Source organism: Candidatus Kosakonia sp. 282A-S69 (genome assembly GCF_029433855.1).
Lineage (GTDB): Bacteria > Pseudomonadota > Gammaproteobacteria > Enterobacterales > Enterobacteriaceae > Kosakonia > Kosakonia cowanii_A.
The window spans coordinates 6,947-19,942 of sequence record NZ_JAROAU010000005.1 but is presented as its reverse complement, the minus strand read 5'-3'; the positions used below and the strand labels follow the sequence as shown (position 1 = coordinate 19,942).

At 55.0% G+C, this 12,996-nt stretch carries 12 protein-coding genes and 1 tRNA gene; 4 read left to right on the top strand and 9 right to left on the bottom strand.

Features of this window, described 5'->3' with window-relative positions:
* Nucleotides 1-32: 32 nt before the first annotated feature.
* On the top strand, nt 33-314 hold the full coding sequence (gene ppiC, locus PU683_RS20890; RefSeq protein WP_001140255.1) for a peptidylprolyl isomerase PpiC: 282 nt from the start codon (nt 33-35) through the stop codon (nt 312-314).
* 57 nt (nt 315-371) lie between these two features.
* On the opposite strand, the gene ilvC is transcribed toward ppiC, so the two are convergent.
* On the bottom strand, nt 372-1,847 hold the full coding sequence (gene ilvC, locus PU683_RS20885; RefSeq protein WP_277174520.1) for a ketol-acid reductoisomerase: 1,476 nt from the start codon (nt 1,845-1,847) through the stop codon (nt 372-374).
* A 153-nt stretch (nt 1,848-2,000) separates the two neighbouring features.
* On the opposite strand from ilvC, the gene ilvY reads away from it, so the two are divergent.
* Nucleotides 2,001-2,891: an HTH-type transcriptional activator IlvY gene (ilvY, locus tag PU683_RS20880; RefSeq protein WP_277174519.1), complete on the top strand. Its 891-nt coding sequence runs from the start codon at nt 2,001-2,003 to the stop codon at nt 2,889-2,891.
* Here the strand turns inward: ilvY and ilvA are convergent.
* From ilvA to ilvL, 6 genes are all read right to left on the bottom strand, one after another.
* On the bottom strand, nt 2,888-4,432 hold the full coding sequence (gene ilvA, locus PU683_RS20875) for a threonine ammonia-lyase, biosynthetic (protein ID WP_277174690.1): 1,545 nt from the start codon (nt 4,430-4,432) through the stop codon (nt 2,888-2,890). The two genes, ilvY and ilvA, sit on opposite strands and share 4 nt — an antisense overlap.
* A 2-nt stretch (nt 4,433-4,434) precedes the next feature.
* Complete coding sequence (gene ilvD / locus PU683_RS20870) at nt 4,435-6,285, bottom strand: dihydroxy-acid dehydratase (protein ID WP_277174518.1); 1,851 nt, start codon at nt 6,283-6,285, stop codon at nt 4,435-4,437.
* A 186-nt stretch (nt 6,286-6,471) separates the two neighbouring features.
* Nucleotides 6,472-7,401 (bottom strand): branched-chain amino acid transaminase, encoded by a 930-nt coding sequence (locus PU683_RS20865; protein ID WP_076770438.1) that lies wholly within the window; start codon nt 7,399-7,401, stop codon nt 6,472-6,474.
* Between the two features lie 17 nt (nt 7,402-7,418).
* Entirely contained in the window at nt 7,419-7,688 is a 270-nt protein-coding gene (gene ilvM, locus PU683_RS20860; RefSeq protein ID WP_023479554.1) for an acetolactate synthase 2 small subunit, read from the bottom strand.
* Nucleotides 7,685-9,331, bottom strand: a complete 1,647-nt coding sequence (ilvG, locus tag PU683_RS20855) for an acetolactate synthase 2 catalytic subunit (RefSeq protein ID WP_277174517.1) — start codon at nt 9,329-9,331, stop codon at nt 7,685-7,687. Before ilvG ends, ilvM begins: the two co-directional genes overlap by 4 nt.
* A 138-nt stretch (nt 9,332-9,469) precedes the next feature.
* The gene (gene ilvL / locus PU683_RS20850; protein ID WP_032229281.1) at nt 9,470-9,568 is read right to left on the bottom strand and encodes an ilv operon leader peptide; all 99 of its coding nucleotides are present in this window, start codon (nt 9,566-9,568) and stop codon (nt 9,470-9,472) included.
* A gap of 319 nt (nt 9,569-9,887) precedes the next feature.
* On the opposite strand from ilvL, the gene PU683_RS20845 reads away from it, so the two are divergent.
* A complete protein-coding gene (locus tag PU683_RS20845) occupies nt 9,888-11,408 on the top strand; it encodes a YifB family Mg chelatase-like AAA ATPase (protein ID WP_277174516.1) in 1,521 nt (506 codons plus the stop codon).
* Nucleotides 11,409-11,433: 25 nt separating this feature from the next.
* Here PU683_RS20845 and PU683_RS20840 read toward each other — a convergent pair whose 3' ends face one another.
* A complete protein-coding gene (locus PU683_RS20840; protein ID WP_023479578.1) occupies nt 11,434-11,772 on the bottom strand; it encodes a MaoP family protein in 339 nt (112 codons plus the stop codon).
* 118 nt (nt 11,773-11,890) lie between these two features.
* On the opposite strand from PU683_RS20840, the gene hdfR reads away from it, so the two are divergent.
* Complete coding sequence (hdfR, locus tag PU683_RS20835; protein ID WP_277174515.1) at nt 11,891-12,712, top strand: HTH-type transcriptional regulator HdfR; 822 nt, start codon at nt 11,891-11,893, stop codon at nt 12,710-12,712.
* Nucleotides 12,713-12,836: 124 nt separating this feature from the next.
* On the opposite strand, the gene PU683_RS20830 is transcribed toward hdfR, so the two are convergent.
* A tRNA-Trp gene (locus tag PU683_RS20830) sits at nt 12,837-12,912 on the bottom strand.
* Nucleotides 12,913-12,996 lie beyond the last annotated feature (84 nt).

Genomic DNA, 12,996 nt, shown 5'->3' with positions numbered 1-12,996 from the left:
CCAGCCTCAATAACCTCACTCAAGGCACGATCATGGCAAAAACCGCAGCTGCACTGCATATCCTTGTTAAAGAAGAGAAACTGGCGCTGGACCTGCTGGAGCAGATCAAAAACGGCGGCGATTTCGAGAAGCTGGCTAAAAAGCACTCTATCTGCCCGTCAGGCAAAAAGGGTGGTCACTTAGGTGAATTCCGTCAGGGCCAGATGGTTCCGGCGTTCGATAAAGTGGTCTTCTCCTGCCCGGTGCTGGAGCCAACCGGCCCGCTGCACACCCAGTTCGGTTACCACATCATCAAGGTGCTGTACCGCAACTAATAAAAAAGCCCGGTAGCATTTACCGGGCTTCTTTGACTGTTCTGCTATCCGCGGAAATTAGCCCGCGACAGCGATACGTTTCATATCTTTCATATATCCACGCAGTTTGTGACCCACTTTCTCAATCTCATGGCTACGAATCGCTTCGTTCACATCGCGCAGCTGCGCGTTATCCACCGCACCTTCAGCAATCGCTTTACCCAGATCGCCGGTCTGCAACGTGGTCATAAACTCTTTCAGCAGCGGCACGCAGGCGTATGAGAAGAGGTAGTTACCATACTCAGCGGTATCGGAGATCACCACGTTCATTTCGTACAGACGCTTACGCGCGATGGTATTGGCGATCAGCGGCAGCTCGTGCAGAGATTCGTAGTAAGCCGACTCTTCGATGATGCCGGAAGCAACCATGGTTTCGAATGCCAGTTCAACGCCCGCTTTCACCATCGCGATCATCAGTACGCCTTTATCGAAGTACTCCTGCTCGCTGATTTTGCCTTCGTACTGTGGCGCGGTTTCAAAGGCGGTTTTGCCGGTCTCTTCACGCCAGGTCAGCAGTTTCTTATCGTCGTTCGCCCAGTCTGCCATCATGCCGGAAGAGAATTCGCCGGAAATAATGTCATCCATATGCTTCTGGAACAACGGAGCCATAATGCCTTTCAGCTGCTCGGAAAGCGCGTAAGCACGCAGCTTCGCCGGGTTAGAGAGTCTGTCCATCATCAGCGTGATACCGCCCTGCTTCAGCGCTTCAGTGATGGTCTCCCAGCCGAACTGGATCAGTTTTTCCGCATAGGCCGGATCGGTGCCTTCTGCCACCAGCTTATCGAAGCAGAGCAGCGAACCCGCTTGCAGCATGCCGCAGAGGATGGTCTGCTCACCCATCAGGTCAGACTTCACTTCGGCAACGAAGGAGGATTCCAGCACGCCAGCGCGATGACCACCGGTCGCTGCGGCCCAGGCTTTGGCAATCGCCATACCTTCGCCTTTCGGATCGTTTTCCGGGTGAACCGCAATCAGCGTCGGGACGCCGAAACCACGCTTATACTCTTCGCGAACTTCGGTGCCCGGACATTTCGGTGCCACCATCACTACGGTGATATCTTTACGGATCTGCTCACCCACTTCGACGATGTTAAAACCGTGGGAGTAACCGAGCGCTGCGCCATCTTTCATCAGCGGCTGTACCGTACGCACAACGTCAGAGTGCTGTTTGTCCGGCGTCAGGTTCACAACCAAGTCCGCCTGCGGGATCAGCTCTTCATAAGTCCCAACTTTAAAACCGTTTTCAGTCGCTTTGCGCCAGGAGGCACGCTTCTCCGCGATCGCTTCCGCACGCAGGGCGTAAGCGATATCCAGACCGGAGTCACGCATATTCAGCCCCTGGTTGAGCCCTTGTGCGCCACAGCCGACGATGACCACTTTTTTACCCTGAAGGTAGCTTGCGCCATCAGCAAATTCTTCACGCGACATAAAGCGACATTTGCCCAGCTGCGCCAGCTGCTGGCGCAGGTTCAGTGTATTAAAGTAGTTAGCCATGGTGTACTCCGTAGATGTTGTGTCGTGCTTATTGTTCGATTCGCTGTTGCGCGAGGTTGAACCCACTATATGTCAGGAAATGCGTTGCTTAAATTGATATATTAACAATGTGACATTGCAATTTTTGCAATGTAATTTTGTGGAGCGGGTCTCATGGATTTACGCGATCTGAAAATGTTTCTGCACCTGGCGGAGAGCCGCCATTTTGGCCGCAGTGCGCGCGCCATGCACGTCAGCCCCTCGACTCTTTCGCGCCAGATCCAGCGGCTGGAAGAAGATCTCGGTCAACCGCTCTTTGTACGGGATAACCGCACCGTCACGCTGACTGAAGCGGGCGAAGAGCTGCGGGTTTTTGCCCAGCAGACGTTATTGCAGTATCAGCAGCTGCGACACACCCTCGATCAGCAGGGCCCATCGCTCTCCGGCGAACTCCATCTCTTCTGCTCGGTGACCGCGGCGTACAGCCATTTACCGCCGATTCTCGATCGCTTTCGCGCGGAACACCCGTCGGTGGAGATTAAGCTCTCTACCGGGGATGCCGCCGATGCGATGGAAAAAGTGGTGACCGGCGAAGCGGATCTGGCGATTGCCGGCAAGCCGGAGACGCTGCCAGGCGCCGTGGCCTTTTCGATGCTGGAGAATCTCGCGGTCGTGCTGATTGCCCCTGCGCTGCCCTGCCCGGTGCGCAACCAGGTATCCCGGCCCGAGCCGGACTGGTCAACGGTGCCGTTTATTCTGCCGGATCAAGGGCCGGTGCGCCGCCGTATTGAACTCTGGTTCCGCCGCCATAAAATCAGCAATCCGTCGATTTATGCCACCGTCGGCGGTCACGAAGCGATGGTTTCCATGGTCGCTCTCGGCTGCGGCGTAGCATTAATCCCGGAAGTGGTGCTGGAGAATAGCCCTGAACCGGTGCGCAACCGCGTGATGATCCTTGAGCGCAGCGATGAAAAAACGCCGTTCGAGCTTGGCGTTTGCGCACAAAAAAAGCGGCTGCATGAGCCGCTTATTAACGCGTTCTGGCAGATCTTGCCGGGCCATTAACCGGCCAGGAAGAAGCGAAACGCCGGGTTATGGGTCTCATCGTGACACTCATAGCCCAGTTCATTGAGACGGGTTTCGAAATCCGGCTCATGCTCGCCCAGTTCAAATGCCGCCAGCACGCGCCCGTAATCGGTGCCGTGGCTGCGGTAGTGGAACAGCGAAATATTCCAGTGCGTGCCAAGCGTATGCAGGAATTTCAGTAGCGCGCCGGGCGACTCGGGGAATTCGAAGCTGTAAAGGCGCTCCTGCAACGGCTTAGAGGGTCGCCCGCCCACCATATAGCGCACGTGCAGTTTCGCCATCTCATCATCGGAGAGATCAACCACGCTGTAGCCGCCTTCATGCAGCAGAGCGAGGATCTCTTTGCGCTCTTCCAGCCCGCGGCTCAGGCGCACGCCGACAAAAATGCAGGCGTCTTTCGCATCTGCGAAACGGTAGTTAAATTCCGTGACCGAGCGGCCGCCAAGCAGCTGGCAGAATTTGAGGAAGCTGCCCTTCTCCTCCGGAATGGTGACCGCCAGCAGCGCTTCACGTTGTTCGCCCAGCTCGCAGCGCTCGGAGACATAGCGCAGACCGTGGAAGTTTACGTTCGCGCCGGAGAGCACATGCGCCAGGCGCTCGCCGCGAATGTTATGTTTGGCGATGTATTTCTTCATCCCCGCCAGCGCCAGCGCACCGGAGGGTTCCGCCACCGCACGAACATCCTCAAACAGATCTTTCATTGCCGCACAGATGGCATCGCTATCGACGGTGATGATGTCATCAAGATAAGTCTGGCAGAGGCGGAAGGTCTCATTGCCAATGCGTTTTACCGCTACGCCTTCGGCAAACAGACCCACACGCGGCAGGTCAACTGGATAACCGGCGTCCAGCGCTGCTTTCAGACAGGCGGAATCTTCCGCTTCAACAGCAATCACTTTGATTTGCGGCATCAGCTGCTTAATCAGCACCGCAACTCCGGCCGCCAGCCCGCCGCCGCCCACCGGCACAAAGATGCGGTCAATATGCGCATCCTGCTGCAACAGCTCCAGCGCCAGCGTACCCTGGCCGGCAATCACCATCGGGTGATCGAACGGCGGTACAAAGGTGTATCCCTGCTGCTGCGAGAGGGCAATTGCTTTGGCCTTCGCCTCGTCAAAGTTTGCCCCGTGGAGCAGCACTTCGCCGCCAAACGCACGTACCGCGTCGACTTTGATATCTGCCGTCGCCACCGGCATAACGATCAGCGATTTGATGCCGAGGCGCGTGGATGATAGCGCCACGCCCTGCGCATGATTACCCGCCGAAGCGGTGATCACCCCGTGGGCTTTCTGCTCTGCGCTCAGACCGGCGATCATTGCGTAAGCCCCACGCAGCTTAAAGCTGTGCACCGGCTGGCGATCTTCCCGCTTTACCAGCACAACGTTATCCAGCCGCGCAGAGATCTTCTCCATCTTCTGCAGCGGCGTCACCTGCGCTACTTCATAGACCGGCGCGCGCAGCACGGCGCGCAGATACTCCGCCCCTTCGGGGGCGGCAGAGAGGGGTTGGGCATCAGCCATCATTAACCTCCCAGTTTGGATTTGTCGCGTACTGCGCCTTTATCCGCACTGGTCGCGAGAGTGGCGTAAGCGCGCAGCGCAAAGGAGACCTGGCGCTCACGGTTGACCGGGGTCCAGGCTTTATCGCCACGGGCTTCCTGCGCTTCGCGGCGGGCCGCCAGATCGCGGTCGCTCAGCTGCAGCTGAATAGCGCGGTTAGGGATATCAATCGCGATGATGTCGCCATCTTCAATCAGACCGATATTGCCGCCGCTGGCGGCTTCCGGTGAAACGTGACCAATTGAGAGGCCAGAGGTGCCGCCGGAGAAACGACCGTCGGTGATCAGCGCGCACGCTTTGCCGAGGCCCATCGACTTCAGGAAGCTGGTCGGATAGAGCATCTCTTGCATGCCCGGCCCGCCTTTCGGCCCCTCATAACGAATAACCACTACATCGCCAGCGACCACTTTTCCACCGAGGATGGCTTCAACCGCTGCATCCTGGCTTTCATACACTTTCGCCGGACCGGTAAAGGTCAGGTTGCTGTCATCGACGCCTGCGGTCTTAACGATACAGCCGTTCTCTGCAAAGTTGCCGTACAGCACCGCCAGACCGCCCTCCTGGCTGTAAGCGTGCTCAAGCGAGCGGATACACCCTTCGGCGCGATCGTCATCCAGCGTATCCCAGCGGCAATTCTGCGAGAACGCCTGGGTGGTGCGAATACCTGCCGGGCCGGCGCGGAACATGGTTTTCACCGCCTCGTCCTGGGTCAGCATCACATCATATTTTTCCAGCGTCTGCGGCAGCGTCAGGCCAAGCACGTTTTTCACGTCGCGATTGAGCAGCCCGGCACGATCCAGCTCGCCCAGAATGCCCAGCACGCCGCCCGCGCGGTGAACATCTTCCATGTGGTACTTCTGCGTGCTCGGTGCCACTTTGCACAGCTGCGGCACATGGCGGGAGAGACGGTCAATATCACTCATGGTGAAATCAATTTCCGCTTCCTGCGCCGCTGCCAGCAGGTGCAGCACGGTATTGGTGGAGCCGCCCATGGCGATATCCAGCGTCATGGCGTTTTCAAAGGCGGCTTTGCTGGCAATAGCGCGCGGCAGCGCGGTTTCATCGTCCTGCTCGTAGTAACGTTTGGTCAGTTCAACAATCCGTTTACCGGCGTTGATAAAGAGCTCCTTGCGATCGGCATGGGTTGCCAGCAGCGAACCGTTACCCGGCTGCGACAGGCCGAGCGCTTCGGTCAGGCAGTTCATCGAGTTAGCGGTAAACATGCCAGAGCAGGAGCCGCAGGTCGGGCAGGCGGAGCGCTCAACCTGCTCGCTTTGATCGTCGGACACTTTCGGGTCGGCACCCTGAATCATCGCATCCACCAGATCGAGCTTGATGATCTGGTCGGAGAGTTTGGTTTTCCCGGCTTCCATCGGACCACCGGAGACAAAAATTACCGGAACGTTCAGGCGCAGAGAGGCCATTAACATCCCCGGGGTGATCTTGTCGCAGTTGGAGATGCACACCATCGCATCGGCGCAGTGGGCATTCACCATATATTCAACGGAGTCAGCAATCAGTTCGCGTGAAGGCAGAGAGTAAAGCATACCGCCGTGACCCATGGCGATGCCGTCATCCACGGCGATGGTATTAAACTCTTTCGCTACGCCGCCTGCGGCTTCGATTTGCTCTGCAACCAGCTTACCGAGATCGCGCAGATGGACGTGGCCTGGCACGAACTGGGTAAACGAGTTTACAACCGCAATAATCGGCTTGCCGAAATCATCGTCGGTCATCCCGGTGGCGCGCCACAGCGCGCGGGCACCCGCCATATTGCGCCCATGAGTGGTGGTAGCGGAACGGTACTTAGGCATGCTCTTTACTCCCGTCTGTCTTATCGATGGGGTGGTGCGTGCCATCCCATATCTATTTGCTATACCCCGAATAATTCAGGTTGCAGGAAGGCGGCAAGCGAGCGAATCCCCAGGAGCTTACATAAGTAAGTCACTGGGGTGAACGGGTGCAGCCAATACACTTACAACCTGAAGTATGGCGGTTATTTATGGATTAACTTGATCCAACCAGCCCCACTTATCTTCCGTTTCACCGGTGAAGAGGCCAAAGAATGCTTGCTGAATACGTTTGGTGACCGGGCCGCAACGACCTTCGCCAACCTGAATACCATCGACGCTGCGCACCGGCGTGATTTCAGCCGCAGTGCCGGACATAAAGACTTCGTCTGCCAGATAGAGTGATTCGCGAGACAGCACCTGTTCGCGCACTTCGATGCCGAGATCTTTTGCCAGCTTGATGATCGCGTCGCGGGTAATGCCCGGCAGCGCGGAGGAGGTGAACGGCGGTGTAAACAGAATGCCGTCTTTCACTTCAAACAGGTTTTCGCCAGCGCCTTCAGAGATATAACCGTGAACGTCCAGCGCGATACCTTCCTGATAACCATGGCGGCGCGCTTCGCTACCGACCAGCAGGGAGGAGAGATAGTTACCGCCCGCTTTCGCAGCAGTTGGAATGGTGTTCGGCGCCACGCGGTTCCAGGAGGAGACCATCGCATCAATGCCCTGATCCAGCGCTTCCGCGCCCAGATAGGCACCCCACGGGAACGCGGCGATGATGACATCGGTGGTGTAGTCTGCCGGTGGGTTAACGCCCATGCCGACATCACCGACAAACACCAGCGGACGGATATAAGCGCTGGTCAGATTATTTTTGCGGATCACCGCGCGGCACGCTTCCATCAGCTCATCGACGCTCTGGGAGACCGGGAAACGGTAGATTTTGGCGGAATCGCGCAGACGCTGCATATGTTCACGATGGCGGAAAACAACCGGGCCTTTATGGGAGTCGTAGCAGCGAATACCTTCAAATACAGACGTACCGTAGTGCAATGCGTGAGACATTACGTGAACTTTCGCGTCTTCCCAACGTACCATCTCGCCATTGGACCAAATGTAGTCTGCTTTTTTCGTCGTCATTATTCTTCCTTTTGCGCTTACGCGCGGATCTGTTGTGATGATGATGATGTAGCGCGCTGCCGGATATCGACCCTGGCAACGTCGACAAGTTTGCTCAACTGGCTAAACAGTAATTCGACAGGCCGCGGGCTGGCAACGGTCAATTCAATATTTATGTTGCGTGCATCGCAGGCCGTTTCCATATTCATGGCGCATACCTGAAAGCCACGATGGCGCACTACGCGCAGCACGCGTTCTAAGGTTTCCGGATTAAAGCGGGCTTCAACAGCGACGTCATGGTGCATCATGATAATTTCTCCAGCATTTGTGAGTTACTGGCACCGGGCGGCACCAGCGGCCAGACATTCTCGAGTTCGTCGATCGAGACATGAAGCAGATAGGGCCCTTTGCTTGAGAGCATTGCGTCGAGTGCCGCTTCAACCTGGTCTTTACGGGTAATGTGTTGGCCTGGAATGCCAAAGGCGTTGGCCAGCATGAGAAAATCGGGGTTATCGGTCAGGGTGGTTTCACTGTAACGTTCATTGAAGAACAGCTGCTGCCATTGGCGAACCATCCCTAATCGCTGGTTATCCAGTAAAACGATCTTCAGCGGTAACTGCTTGCGTTTTACGGTGCCCAGCTCCTGTACGTTCATCATGAAGGAGCCGTCACCGGAGATACAGATTACCGTATCGTCCGGCCGCGCAACCTGTGCGCCTACGGCGGCGGGCAGGCCAAAGCCCATCGTGCCTAAGCCGCTTGAGGTGATGAAGTTTTCCGGGCGGGTAAAACTTAAATGCTGGGCGGCCCACATCTGATGCTGGCCAACATCCGTCGTCACGATGCTGTTTTCCGGTTTGCGATCGGAGAGCTGTTTTAACAGCAGCGGAGCATAGATCGCCTCGCCGGGATGATCGTAGCGCCAGGTATGTTCATGACGCAGATCGGCACAGTGTTGACGCCATTCATCAATCGCAAGGGGCTGTTGCAGCGCAGGCAGCAGCACATTTAAATCGCCCTGCAAGGCAACGTGTGCCTGGCGCAGTTTGCTCATCTCTGCCGGGTCGATATCCATATGGATAACGCGAGCATGGGGCGCGAAGGTATTCAATTTGCCGGTCACACGATCATCAAAACGCGCGCCAACCGCAATCAGCAAATCACACTCCTGTACGGCAAAGTTAGCCGCTTTCGTACCGTGCATGCCCAGCATACCGAGATAGTAGGGGTAATCAGATGCCACTGCGCCTAAACCTTTCAGCGTGCAGGCGATCGGCATTTGCGTCTCTGCCAGAAAGGCGCGCAGCGCAGGAACCGCTTGCGCCATGCCTACACCGCCGCCGACGTAAAGCATCGGCTTTTTCGCCTGGGCAAGCATGACTGCGGCTTGAGCCACCTCAGCCTGAGGAAATGCCACCTCCTCCTGCTCAGTGACAAAGTCAGGTTCCCAGTTACCGACAGCGAGCTGAATATCTTTCGGGATATCAACCAGTACGGGACCTGGGCGACCAGAGTTGGCAATGTGAAATGCTTCGGCCATCACGCGCGGCAGCGAATCGAGGGAGTCAACCAGAAAGCTGTGTTTCGTACAGGAGAGGGACATGCCCAGCACATCCACTTCCTGAAAAGCGTCAGTACCAATCAGCGGCGCAGCAACCTGCCCGGTGATCGCCACCACCGGAACGGAGTCAAGCAGCGCATCCGCAAGACCGGTGATTAAGTTCGTCGCTCCCGGGCCGGAAGTGGCGATACAGACACCGGTTTTGCCTGTTGCACGAGCATAACCGATAGCCGCCATGGCCGCGCCCTGCTCATGCCGACACAATAGGTGTTCCACGCCGCCATCATATAGCGCATCGTAAACCGGCATGATTGCACCGCCAGGATAGCCGAAAACCGTATCGACTTGCTGCGCTCGCAACGCATGTACCACCCATTGTGCTCCATTCATAGCTACATCCCCGTCGAATATCGTGAGGAACAGAATTTTATGCTGATTTTCATTTCTGTTCCCGATCTGCGTTTTTTGGTGATAAAAAAACCCCCGGACCTTTCGGTGCGGGGGTCTTAGTTCGTTAAGACTTGATTTCTAAGCCTTTCCTCGTCCAAGTGCAGCCCCGCACGGTGGGATAATAATCACCACCACGCTAATCACGATAAGGCTAATCACTCGTAGAAGGGCTGTCATAGTTGTTTGTTCTTGCTTCAGGTTCGAAGGAATACCTAAAGAGGTAACACAGATTTGCGACGAGGCACAAGAAAAAATTATGACATCTCTTTCGAAAGTTAAAGGGATTAACTAAAAAGCGTTTGTTTTATATAGCAAAAAAGCTAGTTGAAAATATTTCAGGGATAACTGGCCAGTTAGCAAGCTGCGAACTTGCTTCCAGCGTGGCGAAACACATATGAAATTGCAGCGATATGTTGCAAACAAACGCGTAATAACGATATCTGCCCGATGCAAAAAAGAGGAGGCAGCAAGATAATGCTGTCGCAAAGGGGGGACTATGGCGTTGTCAGTAATTCATACAAGAGCGGTATTAGGCGTTGCTGCGCCGCTTGTGACTGTCGAAGTCCATATCAGTAATGGGCTGCCGGGATTAACCATCGTCGGGCTGCCCGAAACGACGGTGAAGGAGGCTCGCGATCGGGTGCGCAGTGCCGTCATCAATAGCGGTTATGATTTTCCCGCGAAGCGTATCACCATCAACCTGGCACCTGCGGATTTACCTAAAGAGGGTGGGCGATATGACTTACCTATCGCTATCGCGCTCCTGGCGGCCTCTGAGCAGGTAAATGCGACGTCACTCGACCATTACGAATTCGTTGGTGAGTTAGCGCTTACGGGCGCGTTACGCGGCGTTCCTGGTGCTATCTCTTGTGTTATGGAGGCCGTGAAGGCTAACAGGCGAATTGTCATCGCAAAAGAGAACGAAGCGGAAGCGAGCCTGGCTGAAACGCAGGCATGTCTGGTGGCGAATCATCTGCTGGAGGTGTGTGCGTTTCTGGAAGGTAAACAGACATTGTTGAACCCTCATCCCCTGGCTGCGCTGCAAGACGAGCATAAAGAGGATTTGCGGGACATTATTGGTCAGGAGCAAGGGAAGCGTGCGCTGGAAATTACAGCCGCTGGGGGCCATAACCTGCTTCTGATTGGCCCGCCGGGTACGGGAAAAACCATGCTGGCCAGCCGAATGAGCGGTTTACTTCCTCCGCTTTCAAATGCCGAAGCCCTGGAGAGCGCGGCGGTGATGAGCTTAATCAATAGCGCGAGCTTGACCCGTCACTGGAAGCGCAGGCCGTTTCGATCGCCGCATCATAGCGCCTCGCTAACTGCCATGGTTGGCGGAGGATCCATACCCGCACCGGGCGAAATCTCTCTGGCGCATAACGGTGTGCTTTTTCTTGATGAGCTCCCCGAGTTTGAACGCCGTGTTCTTGATGCATTGCGTGAACCGATTGAATCCGGGCAGATCCATATTTCGCGCACGCGGGCAAAAGTCACTTTCCCCGCCCGCTTTCAATTGATCGCAGCAATGAATCCAAGCCCGACCGGGCATTATCAGGGCAAACACAATCGCTGCTCACCCGAGCAAACATTACGTTACCTGGGAAAGTTGTCTGGTCCTTTCCTCGACCGCTTCGATCTCTCCCTGGAGATACCGTTGCCCGTACGCGGGTTGATGAGTGAACCACAACAAGGGGGGGAAAGCAGTGACGCTGTTCGTGCGAGAGTGATTAAGGCACAAGCGCAACAGCATCGACGCCAGCAAAAGCTTAATGCGCGGCTGGAGAGCAGTGAAACCAGGCGCTTCTGTACGCTAACGAAGGAAGATGGGAAATGGCTGGAAGAGACGCTGACACGGCTGGGATTATCTGTACGGGCCTGGCAGCGGCTATTGAAGGTAGCCAGAACCATCGCAGATCTTGAACAGCAGGAGACTATCCGTCGGGAGCATCTGCAGGAAGCGTTAAGTTACCGGGCAATCGACAGGCTACTCATTCATTTGCAAAATATGTTGGCATAAAAAAGGGGCCGTGGCCCCTTTCTGCTTAATCCTCGGATTCAGTGTAATCTTCCGCGCCTTCCATCTGCGGTTTTCCACCTGAGAGGGTATGGAAACGCTTCGGACGTTTAATACGTGCCATATACTTGATCCATACACGTTCAGCTTCCGTGTTAGGTTCACGCTCACCACGACAAACGGCAACAAACTGGTTCTCTTCTTCAGTCACCGGTTCACGCTTGCCGAGTTCCAGCTCGTTAAAAGCATAACCATGACGTTCAAGAAGTTGCGCCTCTTTGATGGTGAAATCACCATGACGGGAGAACCCGCGAGGATAATTTTTATTGTCGAAAAAACGATTAGTCGTCGTAAAGCTTTCCGCCATCCTGCACGCTCCTAATTCTTTGGCCGAGCTATTTATGGCGCGGAGTATTAGTTACGCTTGACAGAGTGTAAAACAAAACATTTAAATCATTACGACAAAAAATTTTGCGGAGAATACAGTGGATACGGAATTGTTAAAAACTTTCCTCGAAGTGAGCAGGACTCGTCACTTCGGGCGCGCAGCGGAAGCACTCTATTTGACGCAATCCGCGGTGAGCTTTCGTATCCGCCAGCTGGAGAACCAGTTGGGGGTTAATCTCTTCACCCGCCATCGTAATAATATCCGCCTGACAGCGGCCGGCGAGAAGCTGCTGCCCTATGCAGAAACGCTTATGAGTACCTGGCAAGCCGCGCGTAAAGAGGTTGCGCATACCTCGCGACATCATCAGTTTTCAATTGGTGCCAGCGCATCGCTCTGGGAGTGTATGCTGAGTGACTGGCTCTCCCGGCTTTACCATTTGCAAGATAACCTTCAGTTTGAAGCGCGCATTGCGCAACGACAGTCTCTGGTTAAACAACTCCATGAGAGGCAACTCGATCTGCTGATAACTACCGAGACGCCAAAGATGGATGAGTTCAGCAGCCAGTTGTTAGGCTACTTCACGCTTGCTCTTTATAGCTCCGAGCCCGAGAAGAAAAAAAGCGATCTTAATTACTTACGTCTGGAGTGGGGGCCAGACTTTCAGCAACATGAGGCTGAATTGATTGCCAGTGATGACGTGCCGACGTTAACTACCAGCTCAGCGGAAGTGGCCCATCAACAATTATCAAAATTGAATGGGTGTACCTGGTTGCCCGTTTCATGGGCTGAGCCGAAAGAGAGCCTATATCGTGTTGTTGATACAGAAACACTTTCTCGCCCGTTATATGCGATCTGGCTGCAAAACAGTGATAAACAGAGTCAGATAAAGGATCTTTTAAAGGTTAACGTTATCGAATAGGGCGTTCTGGAGGGCAAGGATGCTCTTCAGATCTGTTGAAAAGATGCCTGAGAACTAACACAGAAAGGAAACTGCATGAAAAAAAGCAAAAAAAAAATCCTTAGCAGATGCTAAGGATTATTTCTGGCAGGGGCGGAGGGACTCGAACCCCCAACACCCGGTTTTGGAGACCGGTGCTCTACCAATTGAACTACGCCCCTAATTAGGGTGGCGGAACGGACGGGACTCGAACCCGCGACCCCCTGCGTGACAGGCAGGTATTCTAACCGACTGAACTACCGCTC

Excerpts from the sequence above, each read along its gene's own strand:
- ilvM (WP_023479554.1), bottom strand. The coding sequence starts at position 7,688 with ATGATGCACCATGACGTCGCTGTTGAAGCCCGCTTTAATCCGGAAACC.
- ilvL (WP_032229281.1), bottom strand. The coding sequence starts at position 9,568 with ATGACAGCCCTTCTACGAGTGATTAGCCTTATCGTGATTAGCGTGGTG.
- ilvY (WP_277174519.1), top strand. The coding sequence starts at position 2,001 with ATGGATTTACGCGATCTGAAAATGTTTCTGCACCTGGCGGAGAGCCGC.
- ilvC (WP_277174520.1), bottom strand. The coding sequence starts at position 1,847 with ATGGCTAACTACTTTAATACACTGAACCTGCGCCAGCAGCTGGCGCAG.
- PU683_RS20865 (WP_076770438.1), bottom strand. The coding sequence starts at position 7,401 with ATGACGACGAAAAAAGCAGACTACATTTGGTCCAATGGCGAGATGGTA.
- PU683_RS20845 (WP_277174516.1), top strand. The coding sequence starts at position 9,888 with ATGGCGTTGTCAGTAATTCATACAAGAGCGGTATTAGGCGTTGCTGCG.
- ppiC (WP_001140255.1), top strand. The coding sequence starts at position 33 with ATGGCAAAAACCGCAGCTGCACTGCATATCCTTGTTAAAGAAGAGAAA.
- ilvG (WP_277174517.1), bottom strand. The coding sequence starts at position 9,331 with ATGAATGGAGCACAATGGGTGGTACATGCGTTGCGAGCGCAGCAAGTC.
- ilvD (WP_277174518.1), bottom strand. The coding sequence starts at position 6,285 with ATGCCTAAGTACCGTTCCGCTACCACCACTCATGGGCGCAATATGGCG.
- ilvA (WP_277174690.1), bottom strand. The coding sequence starts at position 4,432 with ATGGCTGATGCCCAACCCCTCTCTGCCGCCCCCGAAGGGGCGGAGTAT.
- PU683_RS20840 (WP_023479578.1), bottom strand. The coding sequence starts at position 11,772 with ATGGCGGAAAGCTTTACGACGACTAATCGTTTTTTCGACAATAAAAAT.